This window comes from Embleya hyalina (assembly GCF_003967355.1).
Lineage (GTDB): Bacteria > Actinomycetota > Actinomycetes > Streptomycetales > Streptomycetaceae > Embleya > Embleya hyalina.
Window position 1 is genome coordinate 168,921 of record NZ_BIFH01000031.1, and the last position, 14,925, is coordinate 183,845.

15 protein-coding genes and 2 pseudogenes are annotated in these 14,925 nt (G+C 68.5%); 3 read left to right on the top strand and 14 right to left on the bottom strand.

Annotated elements, in window-relative coordinates:
* Nucleotides 1–174 precede the first annotated feature (174 nt).
* Entirely contained in the window at nt 175–423 is a 249-nt protein-coding gene (locus tag EMA17_RS34035) for a hypothetical protein (RefSeq protein ID WP_126641021.1), read from the bottom strand.
* A gap of 534 nt (nt 424–957) precedes the next feature.
* On the opposite strand from EMA17_RS34035, the pseudogene EMA17_RS34040 reads away from it, so the two are divergent.
* Nucleotides 958–1,982: pseudogene (locus tag EMA17_RS34040) on the top strand (SAM-dependent methyltransferase).
* 203 nt (nt 1,983–2,185) lie between these two features.
* On the opposite strand, the gene EMA17_RS34045 reads toward EMA17_RS34040, so the two are convergent.
* From EMA17_RS34045 to EMA17_RS34055, 4 genes are all read right to left on the bottom strand, one after another.
* Nucleotides 2,186–2,950, bottom strand: coding sequence for a hypothetical protein (locus EMA17_RS34045; protein WP_126641022.1), 765 nt, complete (start codon nt 2,948–2,950; stop codon nt 2,186–2,188).
* Nucleotides 2,951–2,982: 32 nt separating this feature from the next.
* Complete coding sequence (locus EMA17_RS56120) at nt 2,983–3,627, bottom strand: Scr1 family TA system antitoxin-like transcriptional regulator (RefSeq protein WP_371863082.1); 645 nt, start codon at nt 3,625–3,627, stop codon at nt 2,983–2,985.
* A 299-nt stretch (nt 3,628–3,926) separates the two neighbouring features.
* Nucleotides 3,927–5,324, bottom strand: a complete 1,398-nt coding sequence (locus EMA17_RS34050; protein ID WP_126641023.1) for an amino acid adenylation domain-containing protein — start codon at nt 5,322–5,324, stop codon at nt 3,927–3,929.
* A 61-nt stretch (nt 5,325–5,385) separates the two neighbouring features.
* Complete coding sequence (locus EMA17_RS34055; RefSeq protein ID WP_126641024.1) at nt 5,386–5,778, bottom strand: polymorphic toxin type 27 domain-containing protein; 393 nt, start codon at nt 5,776–5,778, stop codon at nt 5,386–5,388.
* Between the two features lie 9 nt (nt 5,779–5,787).
* On the opposite strand from EMA17_RS34055, the pseudogene EMA17_RS34060 reads away from it, so the two are divergent.
* A pseudogene (locus EMA17_RS34060) lies at nt 5,788–6,701 on the top strand (IS256 family transposase); the annotation flags it as partial.
* Nucleotides 6,702–7,185: 484 nt separating this feature from the next.
* Here EMA17_RS34060 and EMA17_RS34065 read toward each other — a convergent pair.
* The 6 genes from EMA17_RS34065 to EMA17_RS34090 all read right to left on the bottom strand — a co-directional run bounded on the left by EMA17_RS34065 (nt 7,186) and on the right by EMA17_RS34090 (nt 11,701).
* Complete coding sequence (locus EMA17_RS34065; protein WP_126641025.1) at nt 7,186–7,821, bottom strand: hypothetical protein; 636 nt, start codon at nt 7,819–7,821, stop codon at nt 7,186–7,188.
* 403 nt (nt 7,822–8,224) lie between these two features.
* Entirely contained in the window at nt 8,225–8,887 is a 663-nt protein-coding gene (locus tag EMA17_RS34070) for a nucleoside/nucleotide kinase family protein (RefSeq protein WP_126641026.1), read from the bottom strand.
* Nucleotides 8,884–9,180 (bottom strand): hypothetical protein, encoded by a 297-nt coding sequence (locus EMA17_RS34075; protein ID WP_126641027.1) that lies wholly within the window; start codon nt 9,178–9,180, stop codon nt 8,884–8,886. The genes EMA17_RS34070 and EMA17_RS34075 overlap by 4 nt, the downstream gene beginning before the upstream one ends.
* A complete protein-coding gene (locus tag EMA17_RS34080; RefSeq protein WP_126641028.1) occupies nt 9,177–9,485 on the bottom strand; it encodes a hypothetical protein in 309 nt (102 codons plus the stop codon). Before EMA17_RS34080 ends, EMA17_RS34075 begins: the two co-directional genes overlap by 4 nt.
* 377 nt (nt 9,486–9,862) lie before the next feature.
* Nucleotides 9,863–11,329 (bottom strand): NF041680 family putative transposase, encoded by a 1,467-nt coding sequence (locus EMA17_RS34085; protein WP_126641029.1) that lies wholly within the window; start codon nt 11,327–11,329, stop codon nt 9,863–9,865.
* A gap of 144 nt (nt 11,330–11,473) precedes the next feature.
* Complete coding sequence (locus tag EMA17_RS34090) at nt 11,474–11,701, bottom strand: hypothetical protein (RefSeq protein WP_126641030.1); 228 nt, start codon at nt 11,699–11,701, stop codon at nt 11,474–11,476.
* A gap of 387 nt (nt 11,702–12,088) precedes the next feature.
* Here EMA17_RS34090 and EMA17_RS34095 point away from each other — a divergent pair, with 387 nt between their 5' ends.
* On the top strand, nt 12,089–12,589 hold the full coding sequence (locus EMA17_RS34095; protein ID WP_126641031.1) for a hypothetical protein: 501 nt from the start codon (nt 12,089–12,091) through the stop codon (nt 12,587–12,589).
* Nucleotides 12,590–12,716: 127 nt separating this feature from the next.
* On the opposite strand, the gene EMA17_RS34100 is transcribed toward EMA17_RS34095, so the two are convergent.
* From EMA17_RS34100 to EMA17_RS34110, 3 genes are read right to left on the bottom strand one after another with little or no spacing between them, the layout of a single operon-like run.
* Nucleotides 12,717–13,571, bottom strand: a complete 855-nt coding sequence (locus EMA17_RS34100; RefSeq protein WP_126641032.1) for an IS5 family transposase — start codon at nt 13,569–13,571, stop codon at nt 12,717–12,719.
* A 58-nt stretch (nt 13,572–13,629) separates the two neighbouring features.
* Entirely contained in the window at nt 13,630–14,058 is a 429-nt protein-coding gene (locus EMA17_RS34105) for a RacP protein (protein WP_126641033.1), read from the bottom strand.
* Between the two features lie 3 nt (nt 14,059–14,061).
* The gene (locus EMA17_RS34110; RefSeq protein ID WP_246127092.1) at nt 14,062–14,925 is read right to left on the bottom strand and encodes a DUF6192 family protein; all 864 of its coding nucleotides are present in this window, start codon (nt 14,923–14,925) and stop codon (nt 14,062–14,064) included.

Below are 14,925 nucleotides of genomic sequence, written 5' to 3' on the forward strand. Positions count from 1 at the left end.
CAGCGATCGGGATCATCGGCAAGGTCGAGGAACCCGCCCCGACAGCGGCGGAGGACGTGCTCGCCCACCACGACGACCGCCTGTACGGGTGCGTCGAGCTCGTCGTGGACGCCGCACGACGCCTCGACCCCGTGTCCGGGAGCGACGGTTCCGAGTCCGTCTGGATCGAGCTGATCAGCGAGAACGAGCAGCCCGGGCCGGACCACAGGCGCCGCCTGACCCGGTACGGATGTCGATGGTGGTGACGACCGCGAGCGAGTCGTCGTTGCCCGCCGTCGCGAGGGTGTGTCCGTCGGGGGAGAACGCGACCAGGCTGTCGACGTCGTCCGGCCATCCGTCGAGGACGCGTCGCGCGCCGTCGGCCGGCCGGTGCAGGACCCATCGCACCACCGGACGCTGCGCCCACTGCACCCGGGAGACCATCCATCTTCCGTCGAGGGACAGGGCCGTGGCCGTGACTCCGGTGTTCGCAGGTGGTGGCGGGAGCGCGACGAACCGGTCGCCATGCGCGTCGAACACCGGCAGAGCCAGATCCGCGCAACCTCGGGCCCCGAGGAGCAACCGGGCCCGTTCCACAGGTCGTTCCCCAAGTGTGTCGGGCGTCGGTTCCCGGGGCGGTCCGTCGTCGGGCCCGGCGCCGCACGCTCCACGCCCGCCCGGTTCGTCCCCGTCCGCAACCCCGGGCGGCGGCAACTGTGGCGGCGGTGGCGAGTTCGCCGGCGTTGCTGCGGGAGTTGTGGGCGAGCAGGGCGAGCAGTTCGGTGTCGTGGATGCCCCAGTCGCCGAATCGCCGTACGAGTGTCGCGGTGGGGTGTCGGCGCAGCAGGTCCTTGAGGTCCCGCAGGAGGGCGTGTCCCCCTGGCGGGGGAGTGGCGCGGACGTCGAGGGGACCCCATGGACCAGGACACCGATTCCGGCCCGCCTCCGATCGACACGAGAACCCCCAGCGTCGCCCGCATGCACGACTACCTCCTCGGCGGCACCGACAACTACCCCGCCGACCGCCGCGCCTGCGCGAAACCCCTGCGCGTCGCCCCCGACCTTCGCGCCCTCCCGCTCAACAACAGGGCGTTCCTGCGCCGCGCGGTGCGCGTGCTGGCGCGCGAGCACGGGATCCGGCAGTTCCTCGACCACGGCTCCGGGCTGCCGACACGCGACAACGTCCACCGGGTCGCCCAGGCCGTCCACCCCGACTGCCGCGTCGTCTACGTCGACAACGACCCCACCGCGCTGGCCCACAGCCGCACCCTCCTCGACGAGAACGACGGATCGGCCCGATTCCTGTGCGCCGACCTGCGCGAACCCGACACCATCCCCGACCACCCCGACCTCCGCACCACCCTCGATCTGGACCGGCCCGTCGCCGCCCTGTTCGTGTCCGTACTCCACTGCATCCCCGAACACGACAACCCCAAGGCGATCGTGCGCCGCGTCGCCGAACGCCTGCGGCCGGGCAGCTTCGTCCTGGTGTGCCAACTCGTCAGCCACGACGCCCGCGCCCGCGAGGCGGTCACCCGCTGCATGGACGCGGCGGCCGATGGGGCGCCGTGCGATCCCCCGCCTCCGTCGACGCCTTCCTCGAGGGCCTGCACGTCGAACCACCCGGCCTGACCGAGGTCACCGACTGGCACCCCGACACCGAACCCCGCGTCCTGCAGGGCGGCGACTTCATCGAATACGGCGGCCTCGCCCGCATCCCCTTACCTTCCGCCGAACTTCCGCCGACACCGGCGCGATTGGTCCCCCCGTGCGGGGTTGCCGTCCCGTGCCCGTCGCCTGTCGCCGGCTCCGATCCCGGATGGCCACGGGCCGCCACACCGTTCCTCACCACGGTCGTGAGGTCGAGGCGAGGCCACGACAGTATCTCCGGGTTGTCCAGAATCTCGATTACCGACGAAGTCCAGGAGCAACGCGCTCGATCGGGGCGGGGCGGGGCGGGGCGGGGCTGGGCGGGGCTGGGCGGTGCGAAGGGTCGGCCTTGAGCATGCCGACCACTGCCACGCAGGTGCTTCGGCCGACGACGGAACCGCGTGCCCTGCAGGTGGAGATCGCTCGTTCGACGACGCGGTCTTTGGTCGGCCTCGTTCGCGCCCCGGGTGCTCGGGTCGCCGCCTCGGTGCGGTAGCGGTCGCGGACTGTGGCTCGGCCGTTGCGCCGTGTGGGGCTGCTCCGTCGTGGGAGCGCCTCAGATCTGCGGCGTGAACTCCCATGTGCCTCGCCGTAGGTCGAGGGTCGCCGTGCGGTCGATCCTCTCGGGGGGTTTGCGGCCGAGGCGCCAACGCTGCGGCAACACGGAAAGATGGATGACCGCGGTGCCGTTGTCCGTGTGGTCGGGATCCGCGGGGACACCGATCCAGTACGCGCTTTCGCGAATCAGGTCCCGCATCGCCGCGGCGTCAGGTTCCGCGATCGTGTCCGGCGATCGGTCGGATTCTCCGGCCGACGAAGAGCGGGCCGACAGAGCCAGCAGTCGGCCCAGTATCCGGGCGGGCATGGACGCATCGGTGGACTCGATCGCCGCGTAGCAGTCGTCGTGTCCCGAGTACCACAGCCGCGAACCGGCCAATCGGGGCAGGATCGGCGTGTCGTACTCGGCGGTTCCCACCGCGAGGGCCACGTCGTCGAGCTGCGCGGAGGTCGGTCGCGCCGGAACGTCCACGATCGACACCTGGTACGGCGACCACGTACCGTCCAGGAGACGGGGCAGATCGTCGCGGCGCATCACCAGGATCTCCTCGCCCAGCCCCGGGGTGCCCGCGGCCCACGAACCGACCCTGTGCACGGCGCACTCGACCTTCTGCTCGGCGGCGATCCGCGACGGTGACCACAACGAGTAATCCGCGTCCAGGAAACTCGTCGTCTCGAGACCGAGAACGACCACGGTCTCGCCCGCCCACCGCACCATCAGATCCACCACCTCGCCCGCCTCGGCCGGCGTCGCGTGAACCATCCACGAACCTTCGCCTTCACGAACGCCGAACGTCAGCGGGAACACGCCTCCGTGCGACCCCGCCCCGACGGCCCCGAAAGTCCCGTCGCCGCAAACTTCGACCATCGCCGCACCCCCCCGGAGAGCCGTAACACCGTTCCCACCCACCGGCGATGATCCACCACCGGCCGACACACCTCACCCGCAGGGCCGTCGACGTGGCTTCGTGCCCGACCAGGATCGCCACGACGCCAGGCACATCGACGCCGCCCCGGGAACGTCAGGCCGTTCGGGCACGATAGCGATGGTGAGCGGCGATGATCATTTCCTTGCTGCGGCTGCGCGATTCCGCGGCGAGGTAGAGCCGTTCCAGGAGCGCGGTAGCGCTCCACGTCGCGGGCGCGGCTGATGTAGGTGGCGGCCTCGACGTGTTCGAGGTAGACCATCTCCTGCGGGCCGCCGTGAGGGAACCGCAACAGCGTCATCGAGGAGGGCGGCGTCAGGTCCGTGGCGCCGGCGAACCTCACGATCCTCACCTGCACCCACCGGCGTTCGATCGCCTCGAGCAGGAACCCATCTGTTCGGCCATCACCCCCGCCCCGCCCACCGCGCAGGGCTCGCAGAGGTAGTCGAACGTGCGCCGGCCCGGATGAAAGACCCGCAGGAACGACGCATCGTTCACGTCGAGATGCGGACACCCACGCACGTCACGAAGGCCCGTCCGGGTAGAGGAGTCGTAATGCGGCGACCGCATGCGGGCGCCACTCCGGCGTGCCGGCGAAAGGTCCCGGCGGCCGGCTCGTGCGGACGATCGGCATCGCGCAGCCGACGCGACGGCTGATCGTGGACACTCTGGCACTTGGATCACGCGGTTCAGGAAGGGACGTGCGAGTCGCAGGCGTGACAAGCGCCAAGGTCGGTTGCGAGATGTCTCGCGCCTGCACGAACAGGTACACGGGGCGATTCCGCCATCCACGCTGTGCGTGTCTCGTCGACCCTAGAGTCGAAGTGGTGGCACTCCGGCCTGGTCGAGGAGCTGATGCATGTACTCCACGGGGAGCGCTGAGTTGGCCGCCGCGAACGACGCCGTTTCTTCGTCGTACAGCAATTCCACGAGCTGGCCCAAGGGAAGCCGTGCATCGCCGGCAGCCTCCTGCCGCACGCGAACATCGGAGTCGTGACTGAGTCGCTCGACCAACTCCGGCCCGGCATCCGGATCCATGAGTGCGATCTGACGCAACCTCTCGTTCGGGTGATCGGCATAGTGCGCCAACCCCGGCACGACGAAGTTCGGCCTGGACTTGATCATCGCCCAGGACAGGTGAGAGTCGTGTGCGTACATGTCGACGAGCAGTTGGTGCGGGGCGTCGTCGCAGTGGTGAGCGAGCATCAATCTGACGTAGGTGTCGTCATCCCTTGCGAGGAGTTCGACGACGTCCGGGGGCAGTTGGCGAAGGCTCGCAGCACTGCGCCGCAAAAGGACGTGAGCCGATGTGGCGGCTCTGCGCAGTGCGTCGGGGGTGTCGGAGGCTGCCCGGACCCATCGCGCGATCGGTTGTCTGCCTTCGGGAACGACGTAATCGATTGCGGCCCGCTCTTCCTCGGAGAGTTCCGCGTGCATGGAGGCCACAAGGCGCACGGTCGCATCGGGATCGAGACCGAGGCGTCTGGCCAGGTCCGCGGGCAAATGCTCGTTGCCCGCGACTCGAGCCCTGATGGAGGCGTCGGGATCGAGAGTCAACGCTTCGGCGAGATCCCGATCGAGCGTGCCGCCGGTCACGACCCGCTCTCGACGGGACGGATCGGCTTCGGCTCGAAACTCCACGAGAGATCTCGGCAATCGTGTCCGCGCGCGGACGAACGCTCGGATCGCTCTCTCCACGGCCGGGTCGGGATCGACCAATAGTCTTTCTCGAACTGCCGGACGCAGCATGATCCATACTGTTTCGTGCGACACGACGGCTGCTCGAACCGCAGGGTCGGGATCCTCTGCCAGTCGAACGCGGATGTCGTCGAACGGGCCGGGTAGACCCCCGGCGTACCGGCGAATCGTGGGATCGGGATCATCGGCCATACGTGTTACGGCCTCGCGTGACAGGACCGTGTCGGCCAGTGCCGCATTACGCGCGTACTTCTTTCGTACGCCGGCATCGACATCCTCGGCGAGCCGTCCGGAAATGTCCTGCGGCAAACGCTGATTCTCTGTCATCCGCATACGAATCTGCGGATCGGGATGAGCCACGAGAGCGGTGGCGATCGCACGCGACATGTCGTCGGACTCCAGCCATCGCCCCTGCGGAAGCGTTTCCATGGAGACGATACGCCGGGCGATCTCCGTCGGTGTGACCGGATTCGATACCAACGCACGCAACCACAGTGGATACAGCCTTGACATGGTGGAAACCCTCCGACATTCCCTCTTTGCCCGGAATTTATCGAACGTCGTCTTCAGGTCGTCAGAATATCCAGTCGACTTCCTTTATTCCGTCCTTGATATCGCGATAGTCCTTGTATATTTGGTCTTCCCATGAGTCGTCCGGAGCGGGTCCCATGTCTCTGTTCGGCACCTTCCAGCGATTCCCCTTCCCGTCTCCGTCGAACCATTCTATCTCCCCCCAGACACGCTTGTTTTCGAGAGCGGCTTCGAAGACTGTATACATCTCCCAGGCCGTCCCGAACCCCGGGGATGCTGGAGTCTCCCACCCATTCTTGTCTGGATAGAGCTTGGCCCAGAGACCTTTCACGGCAGCGTTGTGAAATTTTTCCCTCGGCGTGTTTCCCGGCAAGCCTTCCAAAGTGATGGAAAGCCGCGTGGAGTTATCATAAATAGCCTTCTCCACGGAGTCCATCCAGGCGCGTTGGACGAGATGGTGATCTCGTTGACGGCGAAGGGCCTGACCGGCGGCGAGATCGTCGCGCACCTGGCCGAGGTCTACGACATCTCCACGTCGAAGGAGACCGTCTCCACCATCACCGACCAGGTGTTGGCGGGATGAACGAGTGGCGCATCCGCCCGCTCGACCCGGTCTACCCGGTGGTCTTCGTGGACGCGATCCACGTGAGGATCCGGGACGGCCAGGTCGCCAACCGCCCCGTCTACGTGGCGTTGGGCGTCACCGTCGACGGCTACCGCGACATTCTCGGGTTGTGGGTCGGCGACGGCGGCGAAGGTGCCAAGTACTGGGGCCAGGTCCTGGGCGAACTCAAGAACCGGGGCCTCAAGGACTGTTGCGTCCTGGTCTGCGACGGGTTGAACGGCCTGCCCGACGCCGTCGCGTCGGTGTGGCCCGCCACCGTGGTCCAGACCTGCATCGTCCACCTCCTGCGGAACTCGTTCCGCTACGTGTCGAAGAAGGACTGGTCCGCGATCTCGCGAGACCTCAAGCCCGTCTACACGGCGGCGACCGAGGGCGCGGCGCACGAACGTCTCGCCGAGTTCGCCGCGACGTGGGAGGCCTCGTATCCGGCGATCGTGCGGTTGTGGGAACGCAGTTGGGCCGAGATGGTGCCCTTCCTCGCGTTCGACCGCGAGATCCGCACCATCATCTGCACGACCAACGCGATCGAGTCGATCAACGCCCGCTACCGCCGCGCGGCCAACGCCTCCGGGCACTTCCCCAACGAACAGGCCGCCCTCAAACGCCTCTACCTGGCGACCCTCGCCCTCGACCCCACCGGCAAGGGACGCGTGCGCTGGTCCAACAAGTGGAAGGCCGCGCTGAACGCCTTCGACCTGGCCTTCGACGGCCGCGTCACCGCCGGACGCACCTGAGCCGAACCGGCGACGACCGAACGAACGAAACCGAGTCGAAACCCAGACTCACTCGAACGAGACCCCGTACACCTAATTCCTGATACTCCCCCTTTACGGGTCGACTGGACTCCTGGCACGCGATGAAGCGGTCGACGAGGAGATCTACCCCCACCGACCGCCGCCAACGGGCATGAGGAGGTTGACAGCGATGATCTGCGCGGTGCTTGACGGAACTGACCATCGAAGTCGACTTTCGGACGCAGAGGCCGTCGGAATGACCGCCCGTCGCCGCCGATGTCCGGCGTGGCGTGGAGAACCGCGGGGGAAGCGGCGTGTGTTGCCCGGGGTGGCACGCGTTGCTGGCCGTCCCGGCTGGTGGTCCATGTCGCGACACTCCTGGGGGGAAGGCGACTTGACTCGGCGGGCGAAGCAGAGCGTCCATGGAGCCGAGCCCGGAACCACCGCGTAGGCCACGCGCCGGACCCACCCCCGGATGGGTCGGCTACGGTTCGTCGTTGACGATCGTGCAGCCGTGCAGGGTGCGGACCAGTTGGCGGGCCTGCATCCAGGGCAGGTGGGGTGAATCGAACGTCAGGGACTTCGCTGTGGAACTGGTGGTGCGGGTACGCGGGTCGATGCTCCAGAGCGTGCCGTACACGCCGGTGACCACCGATGCCGCCACGCGCACCGTCACCGCCCCGTTGCGTAGATGTGGGCACCATTGCAGGGATGGTTCGACGCCTGCGCGGGACATCGGCGGATGGGTGGTCTCCAGGCCGTTGGGCCAGTCCGCCCAGTCGCCGCGGTGGTCCTCCAGCAGCCACAACACGCGCTGTTCGTCGACGTCGCCCCGTTTCCCCGTGACCTGGCACAGGAGCAGTTCCATGGCTCTGCGTTGGCGTTGGGGGTGGACGAGTCCGAGGTCGGGGCGGCCGCGTCCCGGTCGTGAGGAGTAGCGGGCCCACAGGACGCCGTGGTCGTCGCGGTCGGTGGGTCGCGGTGGCAGGTGGGAGATGCGGAGGGTGTCGACCTGGAGATCGCGGGCGTCGCGGATCTCCCCGCTCCAAGTGCTCACGTAGGGGACCGGGATCGCGGGTTTGCGGTGGGCGGTGCGCTTCGGGTTCTTGGCGGCGCTCATGGCCACCGTGCCGGTCGATACACGGGGACGGGAAGGGTGTCGGGCGCTGGCAGATGTGGGACGCAGGGCGAGGCCGCCGGTGGCGGGGTCGGTGGGTCGACGTGCGCCGGGCGGTCCCGGGGAAGGTGTCCGTTGTTCGCCGGGTGTGCGGCCGCGATTCCGGAGACGATGCCGCCGCACCGTCCGAGGACGGCGACCGGGGCGAGGGCGCCCGCGCCGGCGTGGAGGGTCCCGGAGCGGGGGCAGGGCGTGCATGGTAACAACGCGGATCGTCCTCTCGAAGCGGTGGACAAGAGTCGCGGGGAAGGACGTCGGGGAACGAGACACGGGCGGGCGCGTGGGCGCGACGCACGGCGTCGCAGGAGTGCGCGGCCGACGCCCGCCGTCCGGTCGGGGCGGGCGTTCAGGCGGGGTGGGAGCCTGTCCCACAGATCAGGGACGTCACGGTGTCGGCGACGTCCTCCACGCTGCGGTGGTCGGTGTCCACGACCGGGCCCGGGAAAGCCGCGGCGATGCGGGTCTGGGCTTGCAGGCGATCCACGAGAAGGTGCCTGAAGGCCATCATGCCCCGATGGCGCGGGGTCGGGTTCTCGGCGGCGTCCAGGCGGTGGATCGCCTCGTAGGGGCTTACATCCAGGTGGATGATGAGGTCCGCCGGGGGGAGATGACGCTGAAGTCTGGCCGTCTCTTCGTCGGGGTCGGCGGTATCCGGGTCGAGATCGGTGAGGAAGGCGGCCATGGCGGTGACGGTGTAGCCGGCCATGAGTACCTCGCCGGGGGCGTCGAGCACGTGCGGATGCTCGGTGACGCATCGCAGGGCCGCCCGCCACAGCATGGTGCGGGTCTCGTTGCCGATGGTGGGGTGTTCCCAGGACAGGTCCACGAACCGGGGGTCCGGGCACGGCAGCGTCGTGATGCCCAACTCCCGGTGCACGCAGGCGGCGACGGCCGTCACCCCGGAGCCGGGGCCGCCCTCGATGGCGATCAGCCGTCGGGTGCGCGAGCCGGGCCGGCTCCTCGACCGAAACGGCGGGGCGATGGCGTTCGACGGTGCGGTGACGATCATGCGGCGCCTCCGAGTTCATCGGGGGTGAAGCTGGCGCCCACGAGCGAATCCCGCAGGTGCCGGAGCAGGGTCAAAGCCTGCGGGCGTGTCGGGTGCCGGGGCTCCGTCAGGACCATGGGCAGGCCCGTCGCGTCGAAGACGTTGAAACGCCACGTCAACACGACAGGGGTGGTGGGATGCGCCACACACGACGCGGTGACCGAGTGGGCGAGCGGAGTGAACGGGCGGAACGTCTCGTTCGGGACGAACAGCGGATGTTGTGGAACGTAGGGACGGGCCCGAGGCGTCGTCACCGCGCGCCGCCGTCCGATGCCGCGGCCGGGACCGTACCGAGCGTCGCGGCCACCTCCTCCCGCAACCGGCGGCGCTGCCCGGGAGCGGGGAACGCGTCCGCGATGCGCACGGCCTGGACGGCGGCCCGGATCAACGCGTCGCCGTCCGGCGACGCGTCCCGAAACGTGGCGGGGAGACGGGTCAGGTCGCCGACGGTACAGGAGACGGCCGGGGAACGGGTGCGTGCGGCGGCACGCGAAGTCCCGGTGGCGGTGCGGGCGGTGCGCGTGGGAACCGCGGCACCGCCCACACCGGCCCCGCCCACGCCCCCCGTTCCGGGGCGGGCGCATCCTCACGCCTTTGTGAGGAGCCGCGACCCACCGTGCTCTGTCTCGTCCACAGAGCACGGGTGCGGCAGTGCCGACGGCGGTGACCTCCGGATCGCGGTGCCACCGCCGTGGCGCCGATTACGGGCCGGCGGGTTGGGTGGCCGCGAGGAAGGAAATCCCGGGCTCCTGGCGGACTCGCGACCTGAACCGCAAACGGCGCAGGTTGCGAGAGTCGTTGGGGTGACGGTCCGTCGGGACTGGTTGTCCCGGCGGGGTTTCAGGTGACCATCGTGGTCGCTGCTCTCCAGGCCACGGAGTTGGCGGATTGGTCGTGAGTGGCCAGGCCGGGTTCAACAGGCGCTCAGCTTGATCTTTAACCCATTCTTCGGGGTTTGGTGCCCTTGTTGTGGTGGCTGGGTCGGGTGTAGGACTCGCCGGTTTTGACGATGCGCCCGACGTCGTGGCGGGGTGCCCGTCTGTAATTCCTCGAGCCTGGCGGTCGCCCCGGACCGGGGGTCGAGGGTTTGGGTGCACCGGCCGGACGTGCGGTCTTCGAGCGGAGGTTCCTGAACCCTCGACGGACGCGGGCCGGGGTCAGTCGGTTCGGTTCGGCCGGTTTCTCCCAGGGACGTCGCAGGTCGTCGGCGAGCGGCCGGGCGAGGAACAGTTGCGCGTAGGCGGCGATCACGATCCAGGTCCAGCGATCGGCGGATTCGGGGTCGCGGATCCTGGGCGCGGTCCAGCCGAGCGTCTGCTTGAACAGGCGGAACGTGTGCTCGATGTCGAACCTTCGCAGGAACGACTGCCAACAGCGGTCGACGTCGGCTTCGGTGGCATCGGTTCGGGACCCCCACAACCAGACCGGCTTGGGCTCGCCCCCGGTGGGCAGGTGGTCGACTCGGAGCCGGACCACTGTTCCGGAGATCATCGGCAGTTCGCCGTCGAACCCTTCCCAGGCACTGCGGCGGGTCAGCCGCGGGTGGAGCCGGTCCCACGCGGTCGCGGTCGCGGTGCCATAGCGGGTGGTCTCGGTGGTTGTCGCTGCCTGGGGTTCGCCCCAGGTGTCGGGTTGCCCGAACACAAACTCGCCCCCGTGCTTGGGCGGTCGGCCGCCCTGCGGGTCGTAGACCCTCGCAGGCGTCGGCCGGCGCATGACGCGGTCCGAGCGCATCCGGCCGAGCACCTCGACCGGCAGGTCCGCAAGGAGGAAGGCGATGCGGGGCACGTCGTAGCCGGTGTCGAGCACCACGAGCACGTCCGGGTCCCGAGGTGTGTACTGGTCGGCGTCGATCAGGCGTTCGACGACCGCTCGGACCTGGATGGCGGTGGTGGCCGCGACGTCCTCGCCCGGCCCGAGCCGGATCGCGTCCAGGACCACGGTCCACGAGCTGCGGCCCGGCTCCAGTGCCGCGACGATCGAGTACGGCCAGCCGGGCACCATCTGATGCTTGCCCTCGCCGCGGCCGAACGTGTGGCAGAACGAGCGGTCCGGGCTGGTGTCCGCGTCCGGCCGCAGCCACGGCGAGACGTCGACCGCAAGCACGATCCGCCCGTCCGCAGCTCTTGGCAGAGGCATCCGCGCCAGGGCGTCCCGCAATCGGTCGGTGTCGATCCGGCCGCCGTTGACCGCGTCGTAGAGCGCTCCGTGACCACGGCGGTGCTCCGGTGCGAGTGACAGCCCGACCAACGTTCTCACCGGGCCGTCGGCACACAACACGGCATCCGCCAACTCGAACAGCGCGTCACCGCGGCGGGTCAGACAGGCATGGAACTCGACCCGGAAGCGGGACAGTTCCGCGAATGCCTCAAGTCGCTCCGGCCCATACGGCGGACTCGTCACCACGGCCTCCGCCCCCGATCCCTCTGCGCCTTTTGGTCGAGGCAAAGGATCCGGCAAAGGCCGCCGACATCACACGCGATCACCGAAAGCGCGGACACACGAGCGCCGGACTGCTACCGGCCGAGCAGGAGGATCGGCATCAAGCTAGAGGAGCCGCCACCGGCGATACACACGGGCCATGCCGCCCGCAGGACGTTCACGATCACCGGATGCACGCTCGACCACGACCCCGCCGTCCTCGGTCCACAGCCGGTCCCCGGCGTGCAAGAACAGCGGCTGCTCCAGTTCGAACACCGAGCACCCGGGCTCGAAGTCCACCCTGTTCAGCAGCAACATCCTCGGGGCCGTCACACGTTCACCGGTCAGCATCACTTCCCCATACTCTCGCAGAGGTCGAGTGAGCTTCCCGAGCACGCCAGCGGAATCGATGATCGCGACCTGGGTTAAAGAACAAGCTGAGTGCCTGTTCCATATCCCGGGGCCAGGGACCGCGCGGGTTCGACCGCTCTTTGAGGGGGTTACGAGGTGTTACGCCCGGGGTGCCTCCGGGCGTAACACCTCGTAACCCCAACGGGCCCTTTCTTCCTTACTGTTGGTGATGTCGACGGGGTTCCTGTCGCGTCAAGTCACTGCGTTCCGTTTCTTGATTCGGGTACGGAGCCGGATGAGCAGGGCGGGCTGCAACCGTGACGGTGCCGAGGAAGCGGATTGAGTACCGATACTCAGGACATCACAGGGCCCGTTCGCAAGACTGCTCGCATGAGCCAGCTGCACAGCACATCGACGCAACAGATCGTTCCTTGGCGGAATACGCGACGCTTCGCGCCCGGCTTGTCGGTTCTCGCGTGGTCGCTGCTTCTGCCCGTGGCCACGGCGTGGAAGGTCGGCGTTCAAGACGATCCGACGGCGGCCGCCTCACGCCTGCCCGTCAAGCATGTGTTCGAGCCGTGGGTGACAGGCTCCGCCGACCGCGAGCTTGGCCTGATGGGCACGGTCCTGTTCGTCGTCGCCTCCACCGCGATCCTGACTCTCGCCGTGCGGGGATGGTTCGACGGCCGCTGGTGGTTCGTCATGGTCGGCGTTGCGGCGGTGGGCATACCGGCGGGCTGGGCGTACCGAGTGACGACGGCCGCTTACGTCGATTCCAGTATCGGTGGAGCATTCGTCGCCTTCGGAGTGATCTTCTGGGCCGTGCTCATCCTGCCCTTTGTCGTTATGGGAGCCCTGGCAGTCCTTGAGGACCCGGATCCCATCGACTAGGAAGGCTCCTCGGACGTGGCTGTGTCCGGTCGATGAGGGGATCGGGCTGTCGGATCGGGTGCTGGTGTGGGAGCGTGGAGAAGCTCCGAAATGTGGTGAGAGCGGGTGGCGGTGATCCGGATGGCCGTCAGTCTCGGTCGTTCTCGCGGGATGTCGGCTGGCTCGTCCGCCGTGATTGCCTGCGGGTAATACGCCTGGTCATGAGTGTGATCGCGGCCCAAGTGATCAACGACTCCGAGTGTTGAACGAGCCGTTCATAGTCGCGGGCGTGTCGGCGGGCGTGCATGACCCAGGCGAGCGACCGTTCGACCACCCAACGACGGGCCAGGACGACGAATCCGACGGCGTCCTTCGGCCGGCTGACGGTCTTCAGTGTCAGGTTCAGGTACTTCTTTGCCCAGGTCACCAGCTGTCCGGCATAGGCGGAGTCCGCCCAGACGATGGTGATCTCGGGGTGCAAGAGCCGCAGCCTGAACAGCACTTCCTTGGCCGCGTCGCGGTCGGTCATGTCGGCTGGGGTGACCAGGACGAACAGCAGCAGGCCCTTGGTGTCCACGACCAGGTGCCGCTTGCGGCCATTGACCTTTTTCGCCGCGTCGTAGCCGCGCGAGTCCTTGCCGACGGTCTCCGCGGCCTTCACGGACTGGGAGTCGATGACGGTGGCGACCGCCCCGGGGGCTCGGCCCATCCCGCGCCTCACGCGTTTGCGGAGCTGGTCGCGGATCTGTCCGACGACGCCGGCAGCCGCCCAGCGGGCCATGAAGTTGTAACAGGTTCGCCAGGGCGGGAAGTCCCGTGGCAGGGCCCGCCATTTGCAGCCGGTGTCGACGACGTAGCGGATCGCGTCGACGATTTCCCGTCGTGGGTGTTTCTCCGGTCGACCGCCGGTCGGGCTTTCGCAGGCCGGTGGCGGCAACAGCGGTTCGATCAGGGCCCATTCGTCGTCCCAGGTGTCCGAGGGATAGCAGCGGTGCCGCGCCATGTGCCTCTCCCGGAGGGACGGGGTCGGGGCCGGCCGCGAAGCGGCCGGCCCCGACCGATCAGGCGTCGATGTAGTCGGCGATCACGTCGAGCGTCGACTCGACGGAGTTGAGCTGGGTGTTGAGGTGCCTGATCCAGAGGCCCTTGGGTTGCAGGGCCGCGTGCGGGGCGACGACCCCGGTGATGAAGCGGCGGATCTCGGTGAGCTTCTCCCGGATCACCGCGACCTCGTATGCCTGGAGTTCGGAGGGGTCCGAGCAGAACTTGTAGCCGTCCGCCCTGGCCCAGATCAGCGGCGGCCAGGCGCGTTCGGCGATGATGTCCCGCAGGCAGGCCAGGCCCGCGCGGGTCTGGTGGGGCGACAACTCGGTTGATCTGACCAGCTGTTGGAAGGTCAGACCGGCTGGCCGTGCCTCGAAGAGGACGAACCGGACGGTGTCGGCGTGTCGCTGGGCTGCCGCCGATCTGCGCTCGGAGGCGCGGGGCATCGCCTATTCACCCTGGAGGAGCCGGGCGAGCTCGCCGTCGACGTCGACCCGCCCGGTGTCGACCGCCGTCTCGATCCAGTCCAGCGTCGCTCGAACACGTGAAACGTTCTCGTGCACGACCGTGCGTTCGTCCTCGCCCAGGTGGTGATCCCGCAGGCCCGGGACGACCCGGCCGGCCGCCGCGACGAACATGTGGCAGGCCGTGACCAGGTCCATGAACTCCATCGTCCGCTCGATCCGGCGGATCGCCGGTGCGGCGAGGTTGGTCTCCTCGAAGTGCTCGCGGGCCTGTCGGTCCCGCTCGACCTGGGCGTGGTTGACCTGGTGGCGGGCGGTGTCGTCGGACATCGCGCGGAAGGCGACGTCGGGGCGCCGCAGCAGACCGGTGGTCACCTCGGCGGCGACGTGGTCGTCGCGGGTCAACTCCTCGACGACCCGGACCCTGTCCTGCTGCTTGACCTGGGCGACCACCGTCGGCCGCCGCAGGAGATCGGTGGTGACCACCGCGGCGACCTCCTCGTCGCGGGCCAGGGTGTGGATCGCGCTGACCTTCTCCTGCGGTGTGATCGGCCGCTCGACCTGCCGACCGACCCGGCGCCTGGCCCCGTCCGCGGTCCATCGGGGCTTGCCCTCCGGTGGCGTGAGGATCGCGGCGAATCGCTCCCGCTCGTCGGTGATGCCCGCCAGGATCTTGTGGACCGTGAACGAAACTCCGGACTGACGACGCTCCTTCGGCCAACGTGAGGCCGTCCACCGGGCGTGGGTCACCGAGGCATACGACAGTCCGATGTCCTCGGCCAGGCGGAACAACGACGCCCTGACCGTGAAGGGTTCCTCGCTCCGCTCCTGGCCGCCGATCTCGCGCAT